The sequence below is a fragment of the Carbonatibacter coralli genome, from assembly GCF_039592655.1.
GTDB lineage: Bacteria > Pseudomonadota > Alphaproteobacteria > Kiloniellales > Kiloniellaceae > Carbonatibacter > Carbonatibacter coralli.
In genome coordinates this window covers 379,124-403,185 of the sequence record NZ_JBBUTJ010000003.1, presented here as the reverse complement: position 1 = coordinate 403,185, position 24,062 = coordinate 379,124, and the positions used below count along the sequence as shown (strand labels likewise).

At 52.7% G+C, this 24,062-nt stretch carries 28 protein-coding genes and 1 tRNA gene; 21 read left to right on the top strand and 8 right to left on the bottom strand.

Annotation, left to right across the window (positions count from 1 at the left end; genetic code table 11):
* Positions 1-47: 47 nt before the first annotated feature.
* From ribH to AAAH10_RS10295, 5 genes are all read left to right on the top strand, one after another.
* On the top strand, positions 48-503 hold the full coding sequence (gene ribH, locus AAAH10_RS10315; RefSeq protein WP_343563191.1) for a 6,7-dimethyl-8-ribityllumazine synthase: 456 nt from the start codon (positions 48-50) through the stop codon (positions 501-503).
* 123 nt (positions 504-626) lie between these two features.
* Entirely contained in the window at positions 627-1,139 is a 513-nt protein-coding gene (gene nusB, locus AAAH10_RS10310; RefSeq protein WP_343563189.1) for a transcription antitermination factor NusB, read from the top strand.
* A 61-nt stretch (positions 1,140-1,200) separates the two neighbouring features.
* Entirely contained in the window at positions 1,201-2,247 is a 1,047-nt protein-coding gene (thiL, locus tag AAAH10_RS10305; RefSeq protein WP_343563187.1) for a thiamine-phosphate kinase, read from the top strand.
* 99 nt (positions 2,248-2,346) lie between these two features.
* Positions 2,347-2,808 (top strand): hypothetical protein, encoded by a 462-nt coding sequence (locus tag AAAH10_RS10300; RefSeq protein ID WP_343563185.1) that lies wholly within the window; start codon positions 2,347-2,349, stop codon positions 2,806-2,808.
* 230 nt (positions 2,809-3,038) lie between these two features.
* On the top strand, positions 3,039-4,310 hold the full coding sequence (locus AAAH10_RS10295; RefSeq protein WP_343563183.1) for an MFS transporter: 1,272 nt from the start codon (positions 3,039-3,041) through the stop codon (positions 4,308-4,310).
* Positions 4,311-4,392: 82 nt separating this feature from the next.
* Here the strand turns inward: AAAH10_RS10295 and AAAH10_RS10290 are convergent, their stop codons facing one another.
* The gene (locus AAAH10_RS10290; RefSeq protein ID WP_343563180.1) at positions 4,393-4,887 is read right to left on the bottom strand and encodes an outer membrane protein assembly factor BamE; all 495 of its coding nucleotides are present in this window, start codon (positions 4,885-4,887) and stop codon (positions 4,393-4,395) included.
* A gap of 176 nt (positions 4,888-5,063) precedes the next feature.
* On the opposite strand from AAAH10_RS10290, the gene AAAH10_RS10285 reads away from it, so the two are divergent.
* The 8 genes from AAAH10_RS10285 (at position 5,064) to AAAH10_RS10250 (ending at position 9,999) form a co-directional block, all read left to right on the top strand.
* Positions 5,064-5,642, top strand: a complete 579-nt coding sequence (locus tag AAAH10_RS10285; RefSeq protein ID WP_343563178.1) for a ubiquinol-cytochrome C chaperone family protein — start codon at positions 5,064-5,066, stop codon at positions 5,640-5,642.
* Between the two features lie 27 nt (positions 5,643-5,669).
* Entirely contained in the window at positions 5,670-6,233 is a 564-nt protein-coding gene (locus tag AAAH10_RS10280; RefSeq protein ID WP_343563176.1) for a YceD family protein, read from the top strand.
* 99 nt (positions 6,234-6,332) lie between these two features.
* Positions 6,333-6,512: a 50S ribosomal protein L32 gene (gene rpmF, locus AAAH10_RS10275; protein WP_343563174.1), complete on the top strand. Its 180-nt coding sequence runs from the start codon at positions 6,333-6,335 to the stop codon at positions 6,510-6,512.
* A 164-nt stretch (positions 6,513-6,676) separates the two neighbouring features.
* Complete coding sequence (plsX, locus tag AAAH10_RS10270; protein ID WP_343563172.1) at positions 6,677-7,726, top strand: phosphate acyltransferase PlsX; 1,050 nt, start codon at positions 6,677-6,679, stop codon at positions 7,724-7,726.
* Positions 7,723-8,703: a beta-ketoacyl-ACP synthase III gene (locus tag AAAH10_RS10265; RefSeq protein ID WP_343563170.1), complete on the top strand. Its 981-nt coding sequence runs from the start codon at positions 7,723-7,725 to the stop codon at positions 8,701-8,703. The genes plsX and AAAH10_RS10265 overlap by 4 nt, the downstream gene beginning before the upstream one ends.
* 168 nt (positions 8,704-8,871) lie before the next feature.
* The gene (locus tag AAAH10_RS10260) at positions 8,872-9,168 is read left to right on the top strand and encodes an integration host factor subunit alpha (protein ID WP_343563168.1); all 297 of its coding nucleotides are present in this window, start codon (positions 8,872-8,874) and stop codon (positions 9,166-9,168) included.
* 106 nt (positions 9,169-9,274) lie between these two features.
* Positions 9,275-9,805: a MerR family transcriptional regulator gene (locus AAAH10_RS10255; RefSeq protein WP_343563166.1), complete on the top strand. Its 531-nt coding sequence runs from the start codon at positions 9,275-9,277 to the stop codon at positions 9,803-9,805.
* A 117-nt stretch (positions 9,806-9,922) separates the two neighbouring features.
* Positions 9,923-9,999, top strand: a tRNA-Pro gene (locus tag AAAH10_RS10250).
* A gap of 71 nt (positions 10,000-10,070) precedes the next feature.
* Here the strand turns inward: AAAH10_RS10250 and AAAH10_RS10245 are convergent.
* From AAAH10_RS10245 to metC, 3 genes are read right to left on the bottom strand one after another with little or no spacing between them, the layout of a single operon-like run.
* Positions 10,071-10,490: a GFA family protein gene (locus AAAH10_RS10245; RefSeq protein ID WP_343563164.1), complete on the bottom strand. Its 420-nt coding sequence runs from the start codon at positions 10,488-10,490 to the stop codon at positions 10,071-10,073.
* Between the two features lie 32 nt (positions 10,491-10,522).
* Positions 10,523-10,933: a phosphoribosyl-AMP cyclohydrolase gene (gene hisI / locus AAAH10_RS10240; RefSeq protein ID WP_343563161.1), complete on the bottom strand. Its 411-nt coding sequence runs from the start codon at positions 10,931-10,933 to the stop codon at positions 10,523-10,525.
* A 13-nt stretch (positions 10,934-10,946) separates the two neighbouring features.
* Positions 10,947-12,140, bottom strand: a complete 1,194-nt coding sequence (metC, locus tag AAAH10_RS10235; RefSeq protein ID WP_343563159.1) for a cystathionine beta-lyase — start codon at positions 12,138-12,140, stop codon at positions 10,947-10,949.
* A 366-nt stretch (positions 12,141-12,506) separates the two neighbouring features.
* Between metC and AAAH10_RS10230 the strand changes: the two genes are divergently transcribed.
* The 7 genes from AAAH10_RS10230 (at position 12,507) to AAAH10_RS10200 (ending at position 19,757) form a co-directional block, all read left to right on the top strand.
* On the top strand, positions 12,507-13,520 hold the full coding sequence (locus tag AAAH10_RS10230; protein ID WP_343563157.1) for an amino acid ABC transporter substrate-binding protein: 1,014 nt from the start codon (positions 12,507-12,509) through the stop codon (positions 13,518-13,520).
* A gap of 476 nt (positions 13,521-13,996) precedes the next feature.
* Positions 13,997-15,010: an amino acid ABC transporter substrate-binding protein gene (locus AAAH10_RS10225; RefSeq protein ID WP_343563155.1), complete on the top strand. Its 1,014-nt coding sequence runs from the start codon at positions 13,997-13,999 to the stop codon at positions 15,008-15,010.
* Between the two features lie 132 nt (positions 15,011-15,142).
* Positions 15,143-16,339 (top strand): amino acid ABC transporter permease, encoded by a 1,197-nt coding sequence (locus tag AAAH10_RS10220; protein WP_343563153.1) that lies wholly within the window; start codon positions 15,143-15,145, stop codon positions 16,337-16,339.
* Position 16,340: 1 nt separating this feature from the next.
* Positions 16,341-17,465 carry an amino acid ABC transporter permease gene (locus AAAH10_RS10215; RefSeq protein ID WP_343563151.1) on the top strand — a complete coding sequence of 375 codons (1,125 nt, stop codon included), beginning with the start codon at positions 16,341-16,343 and terminating at the stop codon, positions 17,463-17,465.
* Between the two features lie 12 nt (positions 17,466-17,477).
* Positions 17,478-18,260: an amino acid ABC transporter ATP-binding protein gene (locus AAAH10_RS10210; RefSeq protein WP_343563149.1), complete on the top strand. Its 783-nt coding sequence runs from the start codon at positions 17,478-17,480 to the stop codon at positions 18,258-18,260.
* A 137-nt stretch (positions 18,261-18,397) separates the two neighbouring features.
* Entirely contained in the window at positions 18,398-19,159 is a 762-nt protein-coding gene (locus AAAH10_RS10205; RefSeq protein ID WP_343563147.1) for an ABC transporter ATP-binding protein, read from the top strand.
* 10 nt (positions 19,160-19,169) lie between these two features.
* On the top strand, positions 19,170-19,757 hold the full coding sequence (locus tag AAAH10_RS10200; protein ID WP_343563145.1) for a YigZ family protein: 588 nt from the start codon (positions 19,170-19,172) through the stop codon (positions 19,755-19,757).
* 24 nt (positions 19,758-19,781) lie between these two features.
* Here the strand turns inward: AAAH10_RS10200 and AAAH10_RS10195 are convergent, their stop codons facing one another.
* Entirely contained in the window at positions 19,782-20,237 is a 456-nt protein-coding gene (locus AAAH10_RS10195) for a hypothetical protein (protein WP_343563143.1), read from the bottom strand.
* 274 nt (positions 20,238-20,511) lie between these two features.
* On the opposite strand from AAAH10_RS10195, the gene AAAH10_RS10190 reads away from it, so the two are divergent.
* Positions 20,512-20,967 (top strand): DUF192 domain-containing protein, encoded by a 456-nt coding sequence (locus AAAH10_RS10190; protein ID WP_343563141.1) that lies wholly within the window; start codon positions 20,512-20,514, stop codon positions 20,965-20,967.
* A 96-nt stretch (positions 20,968-21,063) separates the two neighbouring features.
* Here the strand turns inward: AAAH10_RS10190 and AAAH10_RS10185 are convergent, their stop codons facing one another.
* The 3 genes from AAAH10_RS10185 to AAAH10_RS10175 all read right to left on the bottom strand — a co-directional run bounded on the left by AAAH10_RS10185 (position 21,064) and on the right by AAAH10_RS10175 (position 23,933).
* Positions 21,064-21,387 (bottom strand): hypothetical protein, encoded by a 324-nt coding sequence (locus tag AAAH10_RS10185; RefSeq protein ID WP_343563139.1) that lies wholly within the window; start codon positions 21,385-21,387, stop codon positions 21,064-21,066.
* Between the two features lie 323 nt (positions 21,388-21,710).
* On the bottom strand, positions 21,711-23,342 hold the full coding sequence (locus AAAH10_RS10180) for a TRAP transporter large permease (protein ID WP_343563137.1): 1,632 nt from the start codon (positions 23,340-23,342) through the stop codon (positions 21,711-21,713).
* 3 nt (positions 23,343-23,345) lie between these two features.
* Positions 23,346-23,933 carry a TRAP transporter small permease subunit gene (locus AAAH10_RS10175; RefSeq protein WP_343563134.1) on the bottom strand — a complete coding sequence of 196 codons (588 nt, stop codon included), beginning with the start codon at positions 23,931-23,933 and terminating at the stop codon, positions 23,346-23,348.
* Positions 23,934-24,062 lie beyond the last annotated feature (129 nt).

The following is a 24,062-nucleotide window of genomic DNA, read 5'->3' as shown; positions in this document are numbered from 1 at the left end:
GACTGTCCCTGCAGACAGTTTCCAACCCGCAACAAGGTCCCAGAGCCATGACTGAAACATTCGAAGCTCCGCACATCCTGATTGTTGATGCGCCTTATTATAAAGCCATTTCCGACGAGCTGCGTGCTGCAGCCATTGAAGAGCTGGAAAAGGATGGCTGCACTTACGAGATTGTGGAAGTGCCGGGTGCATTCGAGTTGCCTGCTGCGATCAAGTTTGCAACCCACCGCAAGGATGGTCGCTCCTTTGACGGCTTTATCGCGCTGGGTGTTGTGATCCGCGGCGAAACATCCCATTACGATTATGTCTGCGTTGAGTCTGCGCGCAAGCTGCAGGATCTGGCTGTTGATCACGATCTGGCTATTGGCTATGGCGTTCTGACTGTCGAAAATGAACAGCAGGCCTGGGCCCGTGCCAAGCGTGATGAAAAGAACAAGGGCGGTTTTGTTGCCCGTGCCTGTCTGGAAATGGTCAAGCTGAAGCGTCAGTTTGGTATCCACTAGGTCTTTCGGTCCGGGCCGGACTGTGATAGAGAAGGCCCGGATCACCCGGATGCCGAAGCAAATCGGCATTGCTGCTGTTTGACAGTTTGTTTGTTGCCCTTCTGCCTGAAGAAAGAAAAAGAGATGTCCGAGTCTGATAAAACCCCAGCGGAAAAGGTTGAGAAAAAGCACAAGCCGCTTTCGCCCAACATGCGTCGTTCAATGGCACGTATTGCTGCGGTTCAGGCTCTTTTCCAGGTCGAATTCAACCAGGCATCAGCCAACACTGTCGTCAATGAATTCCTCAATGACCGTGTGTCCGAAGATCTCGATGGCCTGCGCCTCAAGGGGCTGGATCAAAGTCTTTTTCTGGAGCTTCTCAAGGGGCTGATGCAGGAAAGGGAACTGACTGCCGACATGGTTGCTTCTGTTCTGGACAAGGACTGGACCATGGATCGTCTCGATCCCCTGCTGCGTTTGATCATGCAGGCCGGTGCCTACGAAATTCAACTGCGTCCCGATGTTCCTGCGCGTGTGGTGATTTCCGAGTATGTCGACATTGCCCACGCCTACTTTGGCAACAAGGAAACGGCCATGGTGAACGGCGTTCTGGACAAGCTGGCACATGCGCGTCGTGCAGACGAGTTTGAAAAGTAACCGATTTTCCCTGCACATTTCCTCTTCACTCGGGCAGGTCTGAAAGGGCATGATCAGTCTCATGTCAGACGATCACAGCACAGAACATGACAAAAGCGGGCAGAAGCCGGTCTCGAACACTCTTGGAGAGTTTGGCCGGATCGCCCGTTTTTTTGCATCCCTGACACATGACGAGGAAACCGATCATCTTGGCAATGATGCCGCGCTGCTCTCTGTTCCGGAGGGAATGGAGCTGGTGGTGACGACGGACAGTCTGGTCGAGAGCGTTCACTTCCTGCCGGAAGATGCCCTGCCGGACAAGGCTGAACAACTGGCCCTGAAAGTCCTTGGAACAAATCTGTCCGATCTCGCATCCATGGGGGCGAAGCCCTGGCGGTACAGCCTGTCCCTAGCAACAACAGAGCGGCAGGATGATCAATGGTTCGAATCCTTCGCAAAGGGTCTGGCCTCTTCGCAAAGAGAGCAGAAATGGGTCCTGAGCGGAGGGGATTCTGTCCGTTCGCTGTCCGGTCTGGTGGTGACTGTAACGGCAATGGGGCTGGTGCCGAAGGGGCGGGCCTTTCACAGGAAAAAAGCAAGGGCAGGACAGCTGCTGTGGGTGTCGGGAACGCTTGGCGATGCCGCAACAGGTTTGCGCATCCTGACAGGAAAGGTTTCAGATTCAGAAGATGAGAACGCTGCGGCTTTCCTGAAAGACCGCTATCATCTGCCCCAGCCGCGCACTGCATTGGGCTGGCGGCTTCAGGACGAGGGATTGACGCAGTGTTGTCTGGATGTTTCTGACGGATTGCTTGCCGATGCAGGGCATCTGTCCCGGGAAAGTGCGGTGCGCATAGTCATTCACGCTGAGAGTTTGCCCCTTTCCGATGCCCTGATTTCCGTTCTTCCCCCTGAAGGGCAGCTCGAGATGGCGGCAACTGGCGGGGATGACTATGAACTGCTCTTTACGGCCGAACCTGAAGAGACAGAGCGGCTGAAGGCACTTTCGCTTGCTCTGGGGATCCGGCTGACGCCAATTGGCATCATTGAAGAGGGGCGGGGTGTTGTGTTTCGGGATCAGGCCGGGCAGGCGATTGCCTTTTCAAGGTCGGGATGGGTTCACTCCTGATCACGGCTCGACTCCTGTTTCCTTTACCTTTCCTTTAGGCTCTGTCTTTAGGATTTTTGTCAGTTTCCAGGGTTCTCTTGCTTTGCAGGCCAGTCATTCATGAAGAAGATCATTATTATTGTCCTGATTGTTCTGTTGCTTGCAGCAGCAGGCGCAGCTGCCTGGTTCTTTCTGCTGAAGGAGGATCCCCCGCCCGAGGAGGTGGTGGAAGAGGTTGTTGAAGAACCGCCCCTGCCATCGGTTACGGTCGAGTATCAGCCGATCATTATCAATCTGATTCAGGAAAATGTTGTAACCAATCGCGTTTCCATTGTTGTGACGATGGAGGTGGCCGAGGGGGAAGATCACATCAACCTGCAAAGACAGGGCAAACGTCTTCGCGATCGCTTCATGAGTGAGCTGCATGCGCTTTACAGCTATCGCCTCTATACGATGGAAGGTTATGGCGGTGACGTGATCCGCAAGCGTCTGAGACATGTCGCTGACGAGATCATGGGGCCGGAACTCCTGCGATCTCTCACTATCGAGGTGAAGGATATTGTCAAACCCAAGCGGATCTAGAGTGTCTTGCTGTGTTTGAAAAACGAAAGGTGTCCTGAACCGGGGCACCTTTTTTATTGTGCCGGGTATGCCCCTGCAGGTGCCTGCAAGGGGAAGGCTGTTACCGAAGGACAGGATATTTTTCCCGTTGTGGCAATTCGTCTTCACTTTGGTTCTTGATGTACATCATTCAAATGTTGTTTATGTTCTGATAGCTTTGCTGCGCAGGTACAGGATAATACGAGGACGGAATGACAGGCGTTCAAGAGGGGAAAAACCCGAACGAGACTTCTGTTGTGGAGATGATACTCCCTGAAGAGGAAAAACAGCCTTACGGCTATGACAACAAACCGAATGTTCTGGTGCTGGCTCTTTGTCAGGCACTGGGGATGAGCAGCGCATCAATGATGGTGTCCATTTCTGCTCTTGTGGGGTCATCTCTGGCTGATGACAGTTCACTCCAGACGCTGCCTTTGTCCCTGCAGTTTCTGGCAATGATGATCTTTACCATGCCTCTGTCCGGCTTGATGGGGCGCTACGGGCGACGTTTGGGCTTCTCCCTGGGGGCCGGGGTTGGTGTGATTGCCGGGATCCTCTCTGCGCAGGCCATTCTGATGAACTCCTTCCTGCTTTTCTGTGTGGGATCTTTCCTGTTCGGTTTTTCTGCCTCGGCTGTTTTCTACTATCGCTTTGCTGCAGCTGATGCTGCGCCACAGAATGCGAAGGCCAAGGCAATTTCGCTGGTGATGGCCGGGGGTGTGTTGGCTGCCATTCTGGGGCCGGAGATTGCCAAGTGGTCCAAGGACCTTTTGTCCCCGGTGCTTTTTGCGGGCAGTTTCTATGCCATGGCGCTTCTGTCGTTCCTGTCACTTGTTGCCCTGCAGTTGCTCAACATTCCTGCTGGTCCCCGCAAGGCTGTTGCGGAAAGGGTCAGATCCTTCGCAGAGCTTCTTCGCCAGCCGGTTGTTGTTGTTGCGATGATGGGCGGAGTGGTCAGCTTTTCCTGCATGAACCTTGTCATGAGTATCACGACAACGGCGATGATTGCCTGCGCCTTTCCCTTTGATGATGCGGCCTTTGTCATTCAGTGGCATATCCTCAGCATGTATGCGCCTTCCTTCTTTACAGGGCAGTTGATCCGACGTTTTGGCGTTCTGATGATCATGGCGCTGGGTTTGCTGATGCTCATTATGGCGGCCACCATCAATCTGTCGGGGATTGATTTCCTGAACTTCTGGTTTGGTCTTGTCATGCTGGGGCTTGGCTGGAACTTCCTTTACGTAGGAGGAAGCACCTTGCTGACCTACGGTCACAGACCGGAGGAAAAATCGAGAGTTCAGGGGTTGAATGAACTGGTGACTTTTGCCGTTGTTGCTGTCACATCCTTTTCATCCGGCTGGATCTATGATGCGCTTGGCTGGAATGCGATCAACCTGATTGTGTTTGTCCCGCTGACCCTGATGACGCTTGGTCTGATCTGGTTGACCCTGCGGTTCAGAAGAGGGCTGGAGCAACCCGTCTGATCAGATGGTCTGCATGGCATGAAAAAAGCGCGGAGACGAGGATGTCTTCGCGCTTTTGTTTTGTCCTGTTCAGGAAAAACGGCTAGCTGCCGGGAGAAGGCAATCGGCCAAGGTTGCCCAGGAACTGCTGCAGAACTGTCAGCTCCTGTCCTTCTGTTGGTGTAATGCGTTCCACGAATTCGATTTCCTGGGCGTCTTCCAGGGAATATTCGTTGGCGGCAGTCAGGATACCTTCCTCATCAAAGGTCACAACCAGAACTGTTCTGGAGATGATCTCCGGGTCAAGGAAACCGTCTTTCTCCAGCTCTTCCCCGATGTAGTACCAGACCCTGTCCTTGAAGGTGGAGAGAGTGGAGGGAGAGCCCAGACGTTCCACAACATCGCGCCGGTCATCCTTTCCGGCTTCCAGTTCTCCGACAATGTCGGGGTCGGGTATGTGTCCGCGAATGATCGTTTTGGTTTCGCAGGCGGAAATCAGCAGGGGTACTGCTGCAATACACCCCAGAGCCCAGGCGCGCGGGGTTGTCTTTTTCCGGGGCTCTGAAGCACCAGAGCCGAAAGAAAAGAAGTTCAACATCAGGTCATGTTTCCTGTGGTCTTGAATATTCGGGGAAGGTTTTAGCATAGCCTTCGCGAAAAACAAACCTTTCGACAGTGCTATATACCCTTGCTGAAACCGGGTGGCTTGCATTTGTCGTAAAAAGAGGGCACATCACAGTTTAAACCTCTAGACGACCAAGGGCAGGATCATCAATGTTCGGAAAATTAAAGCGTGCGATGATGCGATCAGGGAATGTGCAGGAGCTTTATGCCATGACTGTTGCGCAGTCCCGTTTGCCGGGGTTTTACGGGCGGGGCGGCATTCCCGACTCTGTCGACGGGCGTTTCGAGCTGCTGGCCCTTCACATGGTTGCTGTTCTGAGGGCCCTGAAATCCGATGAACGCGAGGTCAAGCTCTTTGCCCAGGAGCTTTATGATTTCATGTTTCATGCCATGGATGTTGCAATGCGCGAGGACTCTGTTGGCGACAGTGGTGTCAGCAAGAGGATCCGCAATCTGACCGAGTCATTTTCGGGACGCATCGTTGCCTACGAGAAAGGCCTGCGTCTGCATGAGGCCGGTGAGGGTCTGGAGGATGAGGCGGATGGCCTGAAGGCTGCCTTGAGGAGAAACCTGCTGGGGACCCTGTCCGATGAAGTCGTGCAGGAAGGGCAGCTGGAGGATTTCGCAGCCTATTTTATCGCCCTGAATGACAGTCTGCAGGAGCAGGGTCGCATCGCCCTGCTTGAAGCCCGGGTGACTTTTCCAAATGCTGATTTCCCGAACGGTTGAAGACAGAAGGCAAGAGAGTATTCCTGAATGATCGAGAACGAGTTTTCCCGGCTCTATAAAGCCGATAACCTTCAGCGTGCACCACAGACCATCAGGCTGAAGGCCAAACCGGAGGAATGTGCCGCTCTGGCTGATCGCTTTGAACTCGAAGTCCTGGAAGGGCTGGAAGCGGAACTGAGGCTCTTTCCGAATGAAAAGGCTTCCCTCCTGAAGGTTGAGGGGCGTTTTTCCGCTGAAGTGACACAAAATTGTATTATTAGTGGTGTTCCGTTGAAAAAGCTTCTTGAAGAAGACTTTGAGATTCTATATAGCTTCGTTCCAGTTCACCAGCCCGACTACAGTGAAGCTGATGACGAAAGCTACATCGACATGGAAGCAGAGGATCCCCCGGAAGAGGTTGATCCCGCTGGCATAGATTTCGGTGAAGCTGTTGCGCAACAACTTGCTGTGTCACTCGACCCCTATCCAAAGGCGGAAGGCGTGGAGTGGGATGGTGAGAGTATTGATGTTGCTCCGAAAGAGGAGGAAGCGGCGCCTGTCAAGCGCGCTGATAACCCTTTCGAAGCGCTTCGTGCTCTGAAAAAGGATTAATTTCGAACCTTGCCCTGTTAAAAGGCTTGCTCTTATCGGCTGAATTGGCTACTAAGCGGCAAACTTTTGTCAGTGCTTGCAAAATGAAGAGAGTGAACAATGGCTGTTCCAAAGAGTAAAATAAGCCGTTCCCGCCGTAACATGCGTCGTGCTCACGATGCAATTTCTGCTGGTGCGCACCATGAGTGTTCAAACTGTGGCGAACTGAAGCGTCCACACCACGTTTGTGCATCCTGCGGCCACTACGATGGTCGTGATGTTGTCGAAGCAGAAGCTTAAGACAACATTCAGATTATGAATTTACAATAGGCCGATCTCTTGCGAGGTCGGCCTGTTGCCTTGTCATAGAGGCTTTTTCTTTCGGTTATTCTGTGACAGGGCTGGTGTGTTCGACTGGACGCATGGATCAGTTTCGTTAATCAACAACCTGATTTGGAAGCATTGTGACTGCTGCTGTAACCATAGCACTTGACGCGATGGGTGGTGATGCGGCCCCCGGTATTGTTATCGACGGGGCAGAGATATCCTGCCAGCGTTATCCTCAACTGCGCTTTATCATCTTTGGACGCGAGAAAGAGGTTCTGCCTCTTCTGGAAAAGACAGAACGCCTCAAGGATGTTGCAGAGTTTGTTCACACAGACGACATTGTCGAAGCGGATGACAAGCCTGCTGTTGCTCTTCGCGCAGGGCGCAAGTCTTCCATGAGGCTGGCCATCAATGCCGTGCAGGACGGTCGTGCTGACGGGGTTGTCTCTGCAGGCAACACGGGCGCGTTGATGGCGATGTCCAAATTCGTTTTCAAGACACTGCCCGGCGTTGATCGCCCGGCTATTGCGACCTTCTTCCCGACCATGCGCGGTGAATCACTGATGCTGGATCTGGGCGGTAATCTCTCCTGCGATGCAGACAATCTCGTTGACTTTGCGGTCATGGGCAATGCCTTTTCCCGTTGTGTGATCGGTGTCGAGGAACCTTCTTGCGGTATTCTGAACATCGGCTCGGAAGAAGTGAAAGGGCACGAGTATCTGCAGGTGGCCAGTGCCCGCCTGAAAGAAGCCAACCTGCCCGGCAGGTTTGTCGGTTTCGTCGAGGGAGATGACATTGGCAAGGGAACTGTCGATGTCATCGTAACAGACGGTTTTACTGGAAATGTTGCCCTGAAAACTGCCGAGGGAACCGCAAAACTGATTTCAGAACTGTTCAGGCAAACCTTCCGCAGTGACCTTCTGGCAAAGTTGGGTTATCTTCTTGCGCACTCTGCTCTCAAGAAGCTGCGCAAGCGTGTCGACCCGCGTCGGTATAACGGTGCGATCTTCCTGGGCCTGAACGGCATTGCCGTGAAAAGCCACGGGGGAACGGATGGTGTGGGCTTTGCCAATGCCATCAGTGTTGCCGTGGACATGCAGAACCAGAATATTATTGCCCGTATGCGCGAAGACTTTGACGCATTGACGGCTGAAAGTCTCGACAAGGAAGTGGTTGCCTCACAATGATGTTTCGTTCTCAACTTCTCGGCTGTGGTTCCTATTTGCCAAGCAAGGTTGTCACCAACGATGAACTGGCCCAGCGGGTTGAGACTTCTGATGAATGGATTCGTCAGCGAACCGGTATTCGTCAGCGCCACGTTGCGGCTGATGGCGAACTGACATCCGATCTGGCGACACGGGCGGCAAAGGCTGCCCTTGAGCATGCGGGTGTGGAAGCGAGTGAAGTGGATCTGATTGTCTGCTGTACGGCCACTCCGGATGAAACCTTCCCCGCAACAGCCACTGTTGTTCAGAAAAATCTGCAAATCCGGAACTGTGCAGCCTTTGATCTGCAGGCCGTCTGCAGCGGTTTTGCCTATGGTCTGTCTGTTGTGGATGCCATGGTGCGATCCGGTCAGGCAAAAATGGTTCTTCTGATTGGAGCGGAGACCTTCTCCCGCATTCTGGACTGGGATGACCGTTCAACCTGTGTGCTTTTCGGTGATGGAGCCGGTGCCGTGGTTGTGAAGGCGGTCGAGGTTGAAAGCGAAAAGGATCGCGAGACCTCCGGCATTATCGCAACTCACATTCAGTCCGATGGTGATTTCCACGATGCGCTCTATGTCAACGGCGGACCTTCCAGCACGGGAACGGCCGGTGTTGTGCGTATGGAGGGACGTGAAGTCTTCCGTCATGCCGTTGCCAACATGCCTGCTGCAATGGACAAGGTGATGGAAAAGGCCGGCTATACGCAGGATGATATCGACTGGCTGGTTCCGCACCAGGCAAACATTCGCATCATTGAAGCCATGGGCAAGCGTTTGGCGCTTTCAGGCGAGCGTGTTGTTGTGACGGTGGACAAGCATGCAAACACCTCTGCTGCTTCCATTCCGCTTGCTCTTTGTGAGGCCGTTTTTGACGGACGCATCAAGCGTGGTGATACATTGGTTATGGCTGCAATGGGGGGTGGCTTTACCTGGGGCGCAGCACTTCTGAAATGGTAAAAAAGCCCGAAACATACTTTTAAGTATGGATGGGTTTGTTTCTGAATATGGTGCGAATTTGATTTAAACACTTGTATTTGTGTAACATATTCCGCATCATTGTATTTGCTACTCGCTCCGAATGGGGGGCAGGGCCAATAACAGGAATAGACCGGGAGCTTGAATGCCATGGGAAATACTGTGACACGCGCTGATCTGAGTGAGGCTGTCTACGAAGAAGTCGGTCTCTCCCGCAATGAGTCAGCAGAGCTGGTGGAAGCCATTCTTGATGAAATCTCTGATTCCCTCGTAAAGGGCGAGATGGTCAAAATTTCGTCATTTGGCAGCTTTACAGTTCGTGAAAAGGGAGAACGCATCGGCCGCAATCCAAAGACCGGTGAAGAGGTTCCGATCCTGCCAAGGCGGGTTCTGGTCTTTCGTGCATCCCATGTCTTGAAAAACAAAATCAACGCATCCCTTAGCTAAGGTTTGCCAAACGTCCTGTCACGTTGTGAAAAGGGGTCAAGCAAGGCCCCTTTGCTGGCTGTCTGTTGCTCTGGGTTTTTTAAATCCTTTGGAGTTAAGCGGGCGAATGTCGTCTGAATCTTCTGCCAACAAGTCAGCCAATGCCTTTCGCACAATCAGCGAAGTGTCCGAGGAACTGGACATACCCCAGCACGTTTTGCGTTTTTGGGAGACCAAGTTTACGCAGGTCAAACCGATGAAACGTGCTGGCCGGCGACGGTATTATCGCCCGGCCGATATCGACCTTCTCTCCAGAATCAGGGATCTTCTTTACAAGGACGGCTTGACGATCAAGGGCGTTCAGAAGCTCTTCAAGGACAATGGCGGGCGCTTGCCCAAGCGTCTGGACAGCAAGGCTGCCGCCTCTGCTGCGGCAAGCTCCTCCGATCTTTTTTCTGACAGTCAGCCCGGAACTTCGGACAACACGTCCGGTGCTGTTGAGGCCCTTGCCGATCTTATGCAGGCGGCCAGAGGCCAGTTGCCTCCGGGCGGGCAGGACAAGGCGGAAACGGGCGTTTCTGCAGGCACACCGGATATCGGTGCCCTGCATGAAATGCTGTCACGTTTGCAGAAGTTGAGGGACAGGCTGGACGATTGATCCTTTTTCCTTTGCAGGAACTTCAGGGAATCCTGTGAAAGACGTTGATCTCTTTGAAAGGAGGAGCTATATGCTGGTTTCAGATATTTCTTCCTGCGAATCAGGGAGATACTTTTACGGAGTATAGCGCAGTCTGGTAGCGCACTTGGCTGGGGGCCAAGGGGTCGCAGGTTCGAATCCTGCTACTCCGACCAACGAAAAACGGGAACCGTCCGGTTCCCGTTTTTTTTTTGTTTCCGGAGGACAGGCTCTGTTTTTCTTCCCTCTATTTCTCTTCCTCGTGAAGCCACTCGGGAGGAAAGCCGTCATGTGTGACGACATTGTCCGGTATCTGTTCCCAGGACGCCTTCGAACCCACAAAAATATGCTTTTCAATGGCAATGTCCTGATCGTCATCCAGACACCCGAGAGTGATGCCGTGAACCTTGCCCTCGACGATACCGCAGAGGGTGGAGCCGCACTTGCTGCAAAAGGCTTTCCCGAAATCTCCTTCGGGGGGATAGAAGCTCAGCAGGTTTTCCCCACTGACCCATTCCAGCGTTCCTTCGTCGATCAGGGCATAGGAACTGGCCTGGGCGCTGAAGGCCTTGCGACAGCGGGAGCAATGACAGGAGCGGGCATCAAAGACAGGGCCGTTGATCCGGTATTGTACCGATCCGCAAAAGCATTGCCCTGTTCTTGTCATGCTGTTCTCCTGTCTGCTTGCCTTTTATTCATTCAGGATTTTTTGCCGTAGAGCTCTTCCGGTGAGATTTCCGGTTCCATGATTGTTGCAAGGTCCGTGCGATCGCCTTTGCCTGCAGAAAGATAGAAGCAACTGCGCCGCCCTGTGTGACAGGCCACACCCTTCTGGCGGACCTTTACGAGGATGGTATCGCCGTCACAATCAATGAGAAAGTCGACCAGTTCCTGCTGCTGGCCGGAGGTTTCGCCCTTGCGCCAGAGTTTCTGGCGGGACCGCGTCCAGTAGCAGACCTTGCCTGTCGAGAGCGTTTCGATCACGGCATCCCTGTTCATCCAGGCCATCATCAGGACATCGTTTTTATCGACGTCCTGGGCGATGGCAGGCACCAGGCCGTCGGCATTAAAGGAAATGGCATCCAGGATTTTGGGGTAGTCTTGAGACATTTCTGTGTGTTCCTCAGGCATTTGCACTCAGGCGTTTGAACCCGGCATCGAGATCGCTGATCAGGTCCTCGACATTTTCCAGACCGATGTGCAGGCGAACGAGATCGCCCTCGACTTCCCATTTGGTTGCTGTGCGGATAGAGGCCGGATTGGCCGGGAGAATCAGGCTTTCGTACCCACCCCAGCTGTAACCCATGCCGAACAGTTCCATGTTGTCGACCATGGCAGCCATGGCGGTCCTGCTGTAATGCCTGTCGAGAATGAAGGCAAAGAGACCGCAGGTTCCGCTGAAATCCCGTTTCCAGAGTTCATGGCCGGGATGTTCCGGCAGGGCAGGGTGAAGAACCCGTGCAACCTCTGGCCGTTCGGACAGCCATTTTGCCACCTGCAGACCGCTCTCGTGGTGCTGTTTCAGGCGAACGGCCATCGTGCGCAGACCACGTTGCCCCAGATAGATGTCGTCCGGTCCGGCGCACTGACCCAGATGATAAACGGAGTTCTTGACGGTTGTGTAGTGTTCATCGGTGGTGACAATCAGCCCGAGCATGGCATCGGAGTGGCCGACAATGTACTTGGTGCCGGCGTGAACCGAGACATCCACACCCAGTTCAAAGGACTTGCAGTAAAGCGGTGTCCCCCAGGTGTTGTCGAGCATGACAATGGCGCCCTTTGCATGCGCGGCTTCGGCAATGGCCGGGATGTCCTGGATTTCAAAGGTCAGGGAGCCCGGGGACTCAACAAAGACAACCGAGGTGTTGCCGGTTATGAGAGCGGCAATGTCGCTGCCTGCCAGCGGATCATAGTAGACTGTTTCGACCCCCATCTTCCTGAGGATGTCATTACAGAACATGCGGGTTGGTGCATAGACCGTATCGGGCATGAGAATGCGGTCGCCGGTTTTGACAAAGGCAAAGAGCGCTGTGGTGATTGCACCCAGACCGGAGGAGACTGTAAAGGCGTGGTCGCCCCCTTCAAGCTCGGCAATGGCACGTTCCAGCGGGAAGGTGGACGGAGTGCCCTGACGTCCGTAATTGATGTTCTCCGGCTGCATTTTGTTTCTGGCGCGTTCGTCCATCTCTTCCAGGGATTTGAAGAGGATGGTCGAGGCGTGATAGACGGGCGGATTTACAACGCCGTAATTTTCAAGTGGGGCGCGGCCTGCATGAGCCACACGGGTTTCAGCGGAAAACTTCTTTGCGTCAGTCATATTCACATGTCCTGTTCAGACTTTAGGCTTCGGCGGACATAATGCAGGCGTGAGACCTAAAGTCAAAGCGTGATTTGCCGCTTCAGCCTCTTTGGTCTGGCGGAGAAGGGAAGGGGCGTATCCGCGATCAGGAAGGGTTGGGGGCAATCTGTCACTGACTGTTGGTGCTGAGATTAAATACAGATTTTTAGTGCTAATTTTTTATGTTTAATTTCAATTATCTAATTTGATGATAGCTTTATTGGAAAAGATAACTGTGAAATTGAATGAAAAGTCCCTCAAAAGAGGTTTTGCAGATGCATCAGTGTGTTATACGGCTCCTGTGCAAAAAATTCTCTCTGTTTTATAAATCAAGGAAAAAGAGTAATGGGTTTCAAAACTCTCCTGACCGCTTCTGCTCTGGCCGTCGTGGCCTCTGCAACTGCCTCTGCCGGTACGCTGGATGATGTCAAGGCCAAGGGCTATGTCCAGTGTGGTGTTAACCAGGGTGCTCCGGGCCTCTCGAACCCGGATGACCAGGGCAACTGGACCGGTCTGGACGTCGATTTCTGTCGTGCCATGGCTGCAGCAATCTTTGATGATCCGCAAAAGGTGAACTTCAGCCCGCTTTCCGGCAAGACACGCTTTACAGCCCTGTCTTCCGGCGAGATTGACGTTCTGTCCCGCAACACCACCTGGACCATGAGCCGTGACGTCGGCCTGGGCCTGGAGTTTGTTGGTGTGAACTTCTATGACGGCCAGGGCTTCCTGGTGCGTGAGGATCTGGGTGTCAGCTCCGCTCTTGAACTCTCTGGCGCTGCCGTCTGTACGTCGACCGGGACAACAACCGAGTTGAACGTGACGGATTACTTCCGTGCAAACAGCATGGAGCTTTCCCTTGTTGCCTTTGAAAAGGAAGACGAGGTGATTGCAGCCTATGATGCCGGTCGTTGTGATGTCTACACCACAGATGTTTCCGGTATTGCTGCACACCGCACAAAACTGAATGATTCTGCAGCGCATATTATCCTGCCGGAGATCATTTCAAAGGAGCCGCTTGGTCCTGTTGTGCGTGAAGGGGATGCCCAGTGGATCAACCTTGCGCGCTGGACCCTGAACGCCATGATCAATGCAGAGGAGCTGGGTGTGAGCTCTGCAAATGTTGATGAAATGCTGAAGAGTGAAAATCCGTCCATCCAGCGTTTGCTGGGTGTCACTGGTGAACTGGGCTCCAGTCTTGGTCTGAGCAATGACTTTGCCTACCGGATTATCAAGCAGGTTGGCAACTATGGTGAGTCCTATGAGCGCAACGTTGGCGAGAACACACCAATCGGTCTGCCCCGTGGATTGAATGCCCTCTGGAACCAGGGTGGTGTTCTCTATGCTCCGCCTGTGCGCTGATTGTTACAGGACAGGGTGATTTCGGGTCGCCTGCCTGAAACCGGAGGAGGGAGTGAAGAGATCGCTCCCTCCTTTTTTGTTCCGCAATAGCTGTGATTATCTGATTTGTGATTTAATTTCGCATTAAGGGGCATGGAAACCCTGTAAAGATCAGTTTTCCTTTTCCGATTTAATATGAAAATAGAGCTATATAGTTTTTTCGCTGTCTGATTCTGTTTCTTTTTTTCGCATCAAATGAAAAATATTTAAATATGGTTAATTTGTAAGACTTTGAATCTAAATGAAAAAAAGGTGTCAAATGGAATTGTATCAACACAAGATAAAAAAAGCCTGTTTTCCTCAATGACTTATTGGGGTAGAGATAACTTACTCATCTGTTTTTGGAGGGTCTGCCATGTCGGATTGGCATGGCTACCGTTTGAAGCCGGATGACAATCAAATGTCTTATTAGAAAAATAAGCAGGGAAGACAATACAATGAAACTGAAAACCATTTTGGCGACTTCTGCCATCGCACTGGCCGCTACAGCGTCTGCTAGCGCTGGCACACTTGACGATGTCAAGGCAAAAGGCTTCATCCAGTGTGGTGTGAGCCAAGGTCTGCCTGGCTTCTCCAACCCTGACGATGCGGGTAAGTGGACTGGCCTGGACGTTGATTTCTGTCGCGCTATGGCTTCTGCGATCTTTGGTGATCCGGAAAAAGTAAACTACACACCTCTGTCTGCGAAAACACGCTTCACAGCGCTGTCTTCCGGTGAGGTTGACGTTCTGCCACGTAACACCACCTGGACCATGAGCCGTGATGCTACTCTCGGCATCGACTTCGTTGGTGTGAACTTCTATGACGGTCAGGGCTTCCTGGTTCGCAAGGATCTGGGTGTAAGCTCTGCTCTGGAACTCTCCGGTGCTGCGATCTGTACAAACACCGGTACAACAACAGAGCTGAACGTTACAGATTACTTCCGCACAAACAACCTGGACTTCACTCTGGTTGCCTTTGAAAAAGCGGACGAGGTTGTTGCAGCTTACGACGCTGGCCGTTGTGACGTTTACACAACTGACGTTTCCGGTATCGCTGCTCAGCGTACAAAGATGACAGATCCTGCTGCTCACGTTGTACTGCCTGAAGTGATTTCCAAAGAGCCGCTTGGCCCAGCTGTTCGTGAAGACGACGGTCAGTGGGAAGACATCGCTCGCTGGACACTCAACGCAATGATCAATGCTGAAGAACTCGGCATCACATCTGCAAACGTTGATGAGATGAAAAACAGCGAGAACCCTTCAGTTCAGCGTCTGCTGGGTACAACCGGCGAACTGGGCGCAGGCATTGGCCTGGGTAACGACTTCGCTTACCACATCGTCAAGCACGTTGGTAACTACGGCGAGTCCTACGAGCGTCACGTTGGTGAAAGCACACCTCTGCAACTTCCACGCGGTGTAAACGCACTGTGGAACCAGGGTGGTTTCCTTTACGCGCCTCCAATGCGCTAAGATATTCTGATTATTATCAGAATGATCGAATGACTTGATATGACGAGGGGGAGTGACGCAGTCGCTCCCTCTCGTTCGTATCACGTCACAACAGGGCAACTGTGTCCTTTAATAAAAAAGTGTGGAGAACACATGACTGATAGCGTTCAGACAAAAGCGCCATCGGGAGACAAATCATTCTGGAACGAGCCGAAAAACAGATCGATTGTTTATCAGCTTCTGGTTCTTTTGATTGTCGTTGGCTTGGGGTGGTCTATTTTTGACAACACTCTCAAGAATCTCGAGGCCCGCGGTATTTCAACCGGTTTTGACTTTCTCAGCAGTGAAGCCGGTTTTGCCATTATTCAAACCCTTATTGAGTTCAATGAATCCTCGACCTACGGTGATGTTTTCATCATTGGTCTGCTGAACACCCTGCTGGTGGCCGTCATCGGTATTATTCTGGCAACCGTTCTCGGTTTCATCATGGGGGTTGCACGCCTTTCTCCGAACTGGCTCGTGCGCAAGCTGGCGGAGGTCTATATCGAGATCTTCCGTAACGTTCCTCTGCTGTTGCAGATTTTCTTCTGGTATCACGCTGTTCTGAAAGCTCAGCCCGGACCCCGCGAGGTTTTTAAATCCGGTGACCAGGTTTATTTCGGTGTGACCAACCGTGGTATCGCACTGCCGGAATTCTCCTTTGCTGCATCCTTTGATTATGTGATCTGGCTTTTCTTTATTGGCGTTGCTGTTTCTGTCTTCGTCAAGAAATGGGCCAGGGAACGCCAGGTGCGCACCGGACAGCAGTTCCCGGTCTTTCTGGCAACTCTTGGTCTGACAATCGGCCTGCCCCTGGTTCTTTTCCTGATCCTTGGCATTCCGGTCGAGGCCATTCCCGGCGAGATGACACGTTTCTCCCTGAAGGGCGGTACGACAATCAACCCCGAGTTCATTGCCCTGACGCTGGCTCTGGTCGTCTATACTGCTGCCTTTATCGCCGAGATCGTTCGTGCGGGTATTCAGGCTGTCAGTTACGGTCAGACCGAAGCATCCCGTGCTCTTGGCCTGCAGGAGAGTGTTACGTTGCGTCTGGTGATCATTCCCCAGGCGATGCGCGTTATTGTTCCTCCACTGACCAGTCAGTTTTTGAACCTGACAAAGAACTCCTCTCTGGCTGCGGCGATTGCCTATCCGGATCTGGTATCCATCTTTGCGGGTACGTCACTGAACCAGACAGGCCAGGCGCTTGAAATTATGGGAATGACCCTTGCGATCTATCTCCTGATCTCCCTGCTGACCTCTGTCTTCATGAACTGGTACAACTCCCGTATCAAGCTGGTGGAGCGATAAGATGGCTGAGAACAAGACCTTTACACCTCTGCCGGATCTTCCTCCTCCGGCTTCCACAGTGGGCTTTGTAGGCTGGCTTCGTTCGAACCTGTTCTCTTCGCCTGCCAATACGATCATGACTGTGCTGGCTGCGGTTTTTGCCCTGTGGCTGATCCCGCCAACTCTGGACTGGACCCTGTTCAGTGCTGTTTACAGCGGAGGCTCCGAAGCCTGTGCTGCAAATCCGGATGCTGCCTGCTGGCCCTTTATCACGAAACGTCTGCCTCAGTTCTTCTACGGTTTCTACGAGGAAACCGAGCGCTGGCGTGTCGATGTTGCGGCGATCATGCTTGCTGTCGGTCTGGTCTGGCTGCTGATCGAGCGTCTGCCCTATCGTCAGTTCGTGGGTCTCTTCATGCTGCTGGTCTATCCGCTGATTGCCTGGGCTCTGCTTTACGGTTCCGTGTTCGGGATTGATTTCTTCCCGATCGTGCAAACCAGCCTGTGGGGTGGTTTCTCCCTGACGCTGGTGATTGCACTGACCGGGATCGTGATTTCCCTGCCTTTGGGGATCGTCTTTGCCCTTGGACGTCAGTCCAAGATGCCGATCATCCGGACCATCTGCATCAGCTTCATTGAATTCTGGCGTGGTGTTCCACTGATTACAGTGCTCTTCATGGCATCTGTGATGCTGCCGCTCTTCCTGCCGGAAGGCGTAACCTTTGACCAGCTGCTTCGTGCCCTGCTGGGTGTTGCGCTCTTCTCTTCTGCCTACATGGCAGAGGTGGTTCGCGGTGGTCTTCAGGCCATTCCGAAGGGACAAACCGAAGGCGCCCAGTCCCTGGGGCTTGGTTACTGGCTGATGATGCGCAAGATCATTCTGCCACAGGCCCTGAAAACGGTGATCCCGGGTATCGTGAACACCTTCATTGGTCTGTTCAAGGATACAACACTGGTTCTGATCATCAGTCTCTTTGACCTGCTGGGTGTTGTTCAGGCGGCGATTGCCGACCCGAACTGGAGCGTAAAGTCTGTCCCTTACACCGGTTATGTGTTCGTGGCCCTTGTCTTCTGGGTGTGCTGTTTCGGCATGTCCCAGTACAGCCGCTATGTCGAACGCAAACTTCACACCGGTCACAAACGATAAGGAACTGTTGCAATGAGTGAAACAGCAACACAAAACGTAAAATCCTCTTCCATGACAGACGAAGTTGCGATCCGACTGGAAGGCGTTAACAAGTGGTATGGTCAGTTCCACGTCCTTAAGGACATCAACCTGACTGTCAAGCGCGGCGAGCGTATCGTGATCTGTGGTCCGTCCGGTTCCGGCAAGTCCACCATGATCCGTTGTATCAACCGTCTGGAAGAACACCAGCAGGGCAAGATCCTGGTGGATGATATCGAACTGACAGACAACCTCAAAAACATCGAGGCGATCCGTCGCGAAGTGGGTATGTGTTTCCAGCACTTCAACCTCTTCCCGCACCTGACCGTTCTGGAAAACTGTACTCTGGCTCCAATCTGGGTTCGCAAGATGCCCAAGAAGGAAGCGGAAGAGATTGCAATGCACTATCTGGAGCGTGTGAAAATCCCGGATCAGGCCAACAAGTTCCCGGGCCAGCTTTCCGGTGGTCAGCAACAGCGTGTGGCGATTGCACGTTCCCTGTGCATGAACCCGAAAGTGATGCTGTTTGATGAGCCGACATCTGCACTTGACCCGGAAATGATCGCCGAGGTTCTCGACGTGATGATCGGTCTGGCTGAATCAGGAATGACCATGCTTTGCGTGACACACGAGATGGGCTTTGCGCGCAAGGTTGCGGACCGTGTGATCTTTATGGATGCAGGTCAGATTGTTGAGGAAAACGAGCCGGAAGCCTTCTTCGGCAACCCGCAGAACGAGCGTACACAGCTCTTCCTGAGCCAGATTCTGGGGCACTGACCGGATTTCTCCTGAAATTTCTTCAGGGACAAACAGAAAAGGCAACCTTCACGGAAGGTTGCCTTTTTTCTTGTGGAAGATCAGGGTATAAGCCAAAAAAGAACAGAAGAAATCAGGCGAACGCAAAGGAACAGGCCGTGCTGTCCATCGAATTCAGAAATGTGACCAGGCGTTTTGGAGAGCAGGCTGCTCTGGATCAGGTCAGCTACGGGATTCCCCGCGGCAAACGGATTGTACTGATCGGTGGATCTGGCAGCGGCAAGACGCTGCTGCTCAAATGTCTGCTGGGTATTGAAAGCCATGATGGCGGTGAAATTCTTGTTGATGGACAAGCTGTGTCAGCGCTGGCCTTCGGGGAACACAAGCGGTTGATGAAGCGGTTTGGCATGCAGTTTCAGCAATCCGCACTCTTTGACAGTATGACCGTCTGGGAAAACATCGCTTTCCGCACGCTTCAGGACCAGAAGGCATCCCGCAGCAAGGCCCGGGATGACGCCATGGCGTTCCTGTTGCGTGTCGGTTTGCCTGAAACGACTGCTGATCTTTATCCGGGTGATCTGTCCGGCGGGATGCAAAAGCGCGTGGGGCTGGCCAGAGCTGCCTTCGAGGATCCTGATTTCCTGATCCTTGATGAGCCGACTGCCGGTTTGGATCCGATCATGAGCAGCTCCATTGCCGGCCTTATCAACAGTCTCTCGGAGCCTGAACGCGTAACAACAGTCTCTGTTTGCAGTGATTTGCAAACCATCCGCCGTATCGCTGACCAGGTCATGATGCTGGATCGCGGCAAGCTCGTCTGGTCCGGCCCGATTGAAGAACTGGATACCACGGACAATCCCTATGTCCGGCAGTTCGTCAGCAAATCTGCTGATGGGCCTATCCCGACCCTGACAGAGTAAGTAGCCTGTCATGCTGAACCTCTGTGCACCTTCCGAAGGCGAATTTGAGGAAAAGAAGTCACGTTTTCTGGCTTTTCTGGTGGCCTTTGATGATTTTGAGTCCACAATGGAAACACTCAGGACCGAGCACAAAAAGGCCAATCATTTTGTCTGGGCCTTTCGCCGGATGAATGAGCAGGGACGGGTTGAGGAAGGATCAAGTGATGACGGCGAGCCGTCCGGTACGTCCGGTCCACCCTGCCTGCGTGTCTTGCAGGGTTATGAACTGATTGATGCTGCCGTGATTGTCGTTCGCTTTTTCGGGGGAACGAAACTGGGAACAGGGGGGCTGGTCAAGGCCTATACAGAAGCGACCAGGACTGCAATTCTCAATGCCCGCACCGAGCCTTTTATCAGACAGTACGAAGCATCATTCTTTGTGCCTTTCAGAGAGATCTCCCATCTGGAATACCTTGTCAGCAGACACGAAGTAACCACGCTGGATCGACAGTTTGGTGCGGAGGGCGCGGAGGTTTCTCTCAAGGGTAGTCTGGAAAACCTGAATGCTGTGCTGGGTGCTTTGGGGGAGACACTTCATGATCCCGACGAGCCGGGATAAAGAGAGGCAGGCCTGACGTAATTCCTAAAGGCCGCCGATTTTTCTGTTGAGCTCTTCAATCTCGTTTTTGCAGAGATAGGTTTTCTCGACAACATCCTCCAGCAGGGCGTTCAATCTCAGAGACGTGGAATAAACCTGGAGATGATTGAGGAGCTGATTGAGTGTGTGTCTGTCCCTGGCCGAAAGGTTTGGATGGGACTGGAGATGCTTTCTCGTTCTCCGGATCAGATCCTCGCAGCTGCTCCATGTCGTTTCGGACGTTGGTGCCTTCACTTCTGGCGAAGTGGTCTTGGTCGGGAAACTGGCGACAGTGGCAGGCTTGTTGTCCTGATGGGCAGTCTGCGCATCGCGGGCCAGAGGTTCCCAAAGAGGAGTAATTGTTATGTCGGAAGGATTGAGACGCACCTGAGGATCATCCGGCGAAAGTGTTTCTGCCTGATTGCCACCCAGTCCTTCTGATGATGGAAAAATTCGCTTCATCCCAATACATGCAAGCGCGAACGCCACCCTGCTTGTTTTCTGTCCCCTTAACACTTTTTTTACCATAGAAATTTTGAATTTTCATCAAATACTTTTGAGTTGGGTTCTATGAAAAACGCATTTAAATCAATGTTCTTCATGATAATGTGCGAAAAGGTCACAAAAAAACAGGGCACTTTATCTGGATCAGTGACGCTTAGGGGGCAGAAAACAATATTTATCTTTGAAAGGCTATGTAGAGAAGATGAAATTGTATGAAGTAAAATTTGATTTCGTGATTTTTTTTGTTGTTTCGTTCTTTCTGGCCTGTCTTGTCCTGGGGCGTGCGGAGTCCCAGGAAATCGGGTTCGGGACCGGGCAGGTGCGTATTTTTGATGAAAAGGGACTGCAAAGGGCGGAGTTTTCGGTTGAAGTGGCTCGCAGTCAGATACAAAAAAGCCGGGGGCTGATGTTCAGGGAGGAATTGCCGGATAGTGCGGGAATGATTTTCCTGTATCAGCGTCCACAGATCCTGTCGATGTGGATGGCAAACACGCTGATCCCGCTGGACATGCTTTTTGTGGCCGGGGATGGAACGATTGTTCATATCCACGAGAACGCTGTTCCGCTTTCGAAAGATATCATCTCTTCAGGAGCAGATGTGACCACTGTGCTGGAAATTGCCGGAGGGCTTGCTGAAAGACTGGGTATTCAGCAGGGAGATGTGCTTTATTTCGAGGAAAGCCGTTAAATCAGTCAGGCTTTCTCTTGCAAATGAACTGTTCTGACGAGGCAGAAGGCAGTTTTTACTGCCTTCGCTTTTGTGCAGGGAAACCGGAGCCTGTGGTCAGGCCGGAGGAACGAGATCTGTTGATTTTTCAACTTTCTGCAGTTCCGGATCGGTTCTTTTCCATCCGTCACCGGCTGCCATCAGACAGCTGACACCTTTGGGGGAGGTGACGATGATGGTCCAGGTGCCCTTTTGTTCGTTTGTCAGCACCTCGATGAGTGCTCCGCGATTTGTGACGCCCAGGGCTTCACGCTGTTCGCTGTAACGATCGGAAAGAAGTTCGATAACCTGACCGCGGTCGCCGCACTGTTGCTGGGCGTGTGCCGTTTGCAGGTTGAAGCCCAATGTCGCGACGGCCATTAGAGTTATTGTTTTAAGCATAGTGGCCTCCTTCAGTCAGTTGTTAAACACAATAACAACAGGGTTTGCGAAGGACTGCGCTTGCAATCATATAAAACAGAAAGAAAGGCAGAGCTTTCGCTTGAAAAGTATTCCGCTATTCATGTCTTCTTCTTATATTATAATGTGTGAATGCTAATAAAAACTTTCAATTTGTTTTTTTGTTTTTTCGTTTCGCAAAACTGTAACTTTTTTTTGTTCCTCTGTGATCCGTGGAGGTGATTTTTTCTTTGCTCTTGTTTTTACAACAAAAAAGGCTGTCTGGATCAGACAGCCTTTTGGGAAACACCTTCAGGTTGCTTCGTCTAGTTGAAAACAACGCTTGGTAGCCATGTTGCCAGTTCAGGGAAGAAGGCCAGCAGAAGCAGGGCCAGAAGCTGAATGAGGACAAACGGCAGAACGCCCTTGTAGATTTGCATCGTTGTCACTTCCTTGGGAGCAACACCGCGAAGGTAGAACAGGGCAAAGCCGAAAGGCGGTGTCAGGAAGGATGTCTGGAGGTTCATGGCCATCATGACACCCAGCCAGACAGGGCTGATGTCACTTTGCAGCAGCACAGGTGCCACGATTGGAACCACGACAAAGGTGATCTCGATAAAATCGAGGAAGAAACCCAGAACAAACATCACCAGCATGACCACGATTAGTGCGCCGGTTGTGCCGCCAGGCATGGAGGTCAGGAATTCGTGGACCATTTCGTCACCGCCAAGGCCGCGGAAGACCAGGGAGAAAACAGAGGCACCGATCAGAATGACGAAAACCATGGAGGAGATTTCCATGGTGGAGATCATGATGGGCTTGAGAATGGTGGTGCGGAAAACACGATCCAGCGAAACGAGGATACCCCAGACCAGAACGGCGCAGAGAAGGTAGGCTGCGTAGATTGCCATCTGGTCCATGGCCGGGATCTCGTTTCTGGAGATGCGCAGATCAAAGCTGCCAATCAGAACGAGCAGGAAAACCAGCGAAAGTGCTGCCGCGAGGATGGGAGTGGCTCCACCAGTGTCCAGACGGGACAGAACTGTGCGGGAGTTTGCATCCTTGAGCATGCCCAGTTCCTGAACACGCATACCCGCCAGCAGTGTGGCGCCGATGGCCCCGACTGCGGCGGCCTCGGTCGGAGTGGCGATACCGGTCAGGATGGAACCCAGAACAGAAACAATCAACACGATAGGCGGAACAAGGGCGTGGAGGACCTGCAGCAGGAAATTGTCCCCGTGGCGTTCAGAGGTTTCCCGGGGGACAGGCGGTGATGTTTCCGGCTTTATGATTGCGACAATCAACTGGTAGCTCATGTAGAGTCCAACCAGCATCAGGCCGGGAATGAGAGCGCCGGCAAAGAGATCACCAACAGAAACAGGATCGGGGGACCAGTTTCCAATGGCGCGTTGCGCGTCGGAATAGGCGTTGGAAATCTGATCACCAAGAATGACAAGGACAATAGAGGGCGGGATAATCTGCCCCAGTGTCCCGGAGGCGCAAATCGATCCGCAGGCCAGAGAAGGGCTGTAACCCCGGCGCAGCATCGTTGGAAGGGACAGCAGGCCCATGGTGACAACAGTCGCGCCGACAATACCGGTTGAAGCGGCGAGCAGTGCGCCGACGAGGGTGACAGACAGGCCAAGGCCACCGGGAAGACGCCCGAAGAGCTGCCCCATGGTTTCAAGCAGTTCCTCTGCCACTTTGGACTTTTCAAGCATGACCCCCATGAAGACAAAGAGGGGCACGGCAATCAGAACGGTATTGGTCATGGCATTGCCGTAGATCCGCGACGGCAGTGCACCAAAGAAGGAGGGGTCAAAAACACCAAGCATATAGGCAATGCCCGCAAAGATCAGGGCAACACCTGCCAGGGTGAAGGCAACCGGAAAACCTGCCATCAGGAAGATACAGGCGACGGCAAACATGAGGAGGTCAAGAGTTTCAGCAATCGCCATGGCTTAGTCTTCTTTGTTTTTGTCTTGTTTCTGGATGTCCTGCAGGTCATTGAAACCGGCAAGGCCTTCTTCTTCCGGCAGATGATCACGCCCCATCAGCGTTGCAAGGGAGTGCAGTGCCATGGCAACGCCCTGCAGGATCAGGACGCCACAAAAGAGAAGGATCAGGGTTTTCAGAACGTAAACCAGCGGAATGCCACTGGTTTCAACAGAGCTTTCCCGGATGGACCAGGACTGTTCGACAAACCCCCAGGAATAGGCGGTAATCAGGATGCAGACCGGAAGGAGCAGGAAGAGGCTGCCGAGCAGATCGACAAGGGCCTTTTTGTGCTCCGGGGCTGTTCTGTAAAAGATATCAACCCGGACATGCCCACCGTGTAACAGGGTATAGCCTGCCCCCAGCATGAAGAGGCTGGCATGCATGTAGACGATGGATTCCTGCAAGAAAATGGAGTTAACCCCGAAGGCATAGCGCATCAAGACGACTGCAAACTGAACAACAACCATGATCAGTGCCAGCCAGGAAACGATGCGCCCGATACGATTGTTCAGTGCATCAACAGCACTGGCCAGAGAAACGAGAGCCTGCACGTTCTGATTCCCGATAAAAACAAAAGGACGGATGAAAGGCGTGTCTTTCAGCTTGTCCTGAAACCGAAAAGGCCCGTCCGGAACGCATGCCCCGGACGTGCCTTTTCAAAGACAGAATGAAAGAAACGA

Excerpts from the sequence above, each read along its gene's own strand:
- ribH (WP_343563191.1), top strand. The coding sequence starts at position 48 with ATGACTGAAACATTCGAAGCTCCGCACATCCTGATTGTTGATGCGCCT.
- nusB (WP_343563189.1), top strand. The coding sequence starts at position 627 with ATGTCCGAGTCTGATAAAACCCCAGCGGAAAAGGTTGAGAAAAAGCAC.
- thiL (WP_343563187.1), top strand. The coding sequence starts at position 1,201 with ATGTCAGACGATCACAGCACAGAACATGACAAAAGCGGGCAGAAGCCG.
- AAAH10_RS10300 (WP_343563185.1), top strand. The coding sequence starts at position 2,347 with ATGAAGAAGATCATTATTATTGTCCTGATTGTTCTGTTGCTTGCAGCA.
- AAAH10_RS10295 (WP_343563183.1), top strand. The coding sequence starts at position 3,039 with ATGACAGGCGTTCAAGAGGGGAAAAACCCGAACGAGACTTCTGTTGTG.
- AAAH10_RS10290 (WP_343563180.1), bottom strand. The coding sequence starts at position 4,887 with ATGTTGAACTTCTTTTCTTTCGGCTCTGGTGCTTCAGAGCCCCGGAAA.
- AAAH10_RS10285 (WP_343563178.1), top strand. The coding sequence starts at position 5,064 with ATGTTCGGAAAATTAAAGCGTGCGATGATGCGATCAGGGAATGTGCAG.
- AAAH10_RS10280 (WP_343563176.1), top strand. The coding sequence starts at position 5,670 with ATGATCGAGAACGAGTTTTCCCGGCTCTATAAAGCCGATAACCTTCAG.
- rpmF (WP_343563174.1), top strand. The coding sequence starts at position 6,333 with ATGGCTGTTCCAAAGAGTAAAATAAGCCGTTCCCGCCGTAACATGCGT.
- AAAH10_RS10265 (WP_343563170.1), top strand. The coding sequence starts at position 7,723 with ATGATGTTTCGTTCTCAACTTCTCGGCTGTGGTTCCTATTTGCCAAGC.
- AAAH10_RS10260 (WP_343563168.1), top strand. The coding sequence starts at position 8,872 with ATGGGAAATACTGTGACACGCGCTGATCTGAGTGAGGCTGTCTACGAA.
- AAAH10_RS10255 (WP_343563166.1), top strand. The coding sequence starts at position 9,275 with ATGTCGTCTGAATCTTCTGCCAACAAGTCAGCCAATGCCTTTCGCACA.
- AAAH10_RS10245 (WP_343563164.1), bottom strand. The coding sequence starts at position 10,490 with ATGACAAGAACAGGGCAATGCTTTTGCGGATCGGTACAATACCGGATC.
- hisI (WP_343563161.1), bottom strand. The coding sequence starts at position 10,933 with ATGTCTCAAGACTACCCCAAAATCCTGGATGCCATTTCCTTTAATGCC.
- metC (WP_343563159.1), bottom strand. The coding sequence starts at position 12,140 with ATGACTGACGCAAAGAAGTTTTCCGCTGAAACCCGTGTGGCTCATGCA.
- AAAH10_RS10230 (WP_343563157.1), top strand. The coding sequence starts at position 12,507 with ATGGGTTTCAAAACTCTCCTGACCGCTTCTGCTCTGGCCGTCGTGGCC.
- AAAH10_RS10225 (WP_343563155.1), top strand. The coding sequence starts at position 13,997 with ATGAAACTGAAAACCATTTTGGCGACTTCTGCCATCGCACTGGCCGCT.
- AAAH10_RS10220 (WP_343563153.1), top strand. The coding sequence starts at position 15,143 with ATGACTGATAGCGTTCAGACAAAAGCGCCATCGGGAGACAAATCATTC.
- AAAH10_RS10215 (WP_343563151.1), top strand. The coding sequence starts at position 16,341 with ATGGCTGAGAACAAGACCTTTACACCTCTGCCGGATCTTCCTCCTCCG.
- AAAH10_RS10210 (WP_343563149.1), top strand. The coding sequence starts at position 17,478 with ATGAGTGAAACAGCAACACAAAACGTAAAATCCTCTTCCATGACAGAC.
- AAAH10_RS10200 (WP_343563145.1), top strand. The coding sequence starts at position 19,170 with ATGCTGAACCTCTGTGCACCTTCCGAAGGCGAATTTGAGGAAAAGAAG.
- AAAH10_RS10195 (WP_343563143.1), bottom strand. The coding sequence starts at position 20,237 with ATGAAGCGAATTTTTCCATCATCAGAAGGACTGGGTGGCAATCAGGCA.
- AAAH10_RS10185 (WP_343563139.1), bottom strand. The coding sequence starts at position 21,387 with ATGCTTAAAACAATAACTCTAATGGCCGTCGCGACATTGGGCTTCAAC.
- AAAH10_RS10180 (WP_343563137.1), bottom strand. The coding sequence starts at position 23,342 with ATGGCGATTGCTGAAACTCTTGACCTCCTCATGTTTGCCGTCGCCTGT.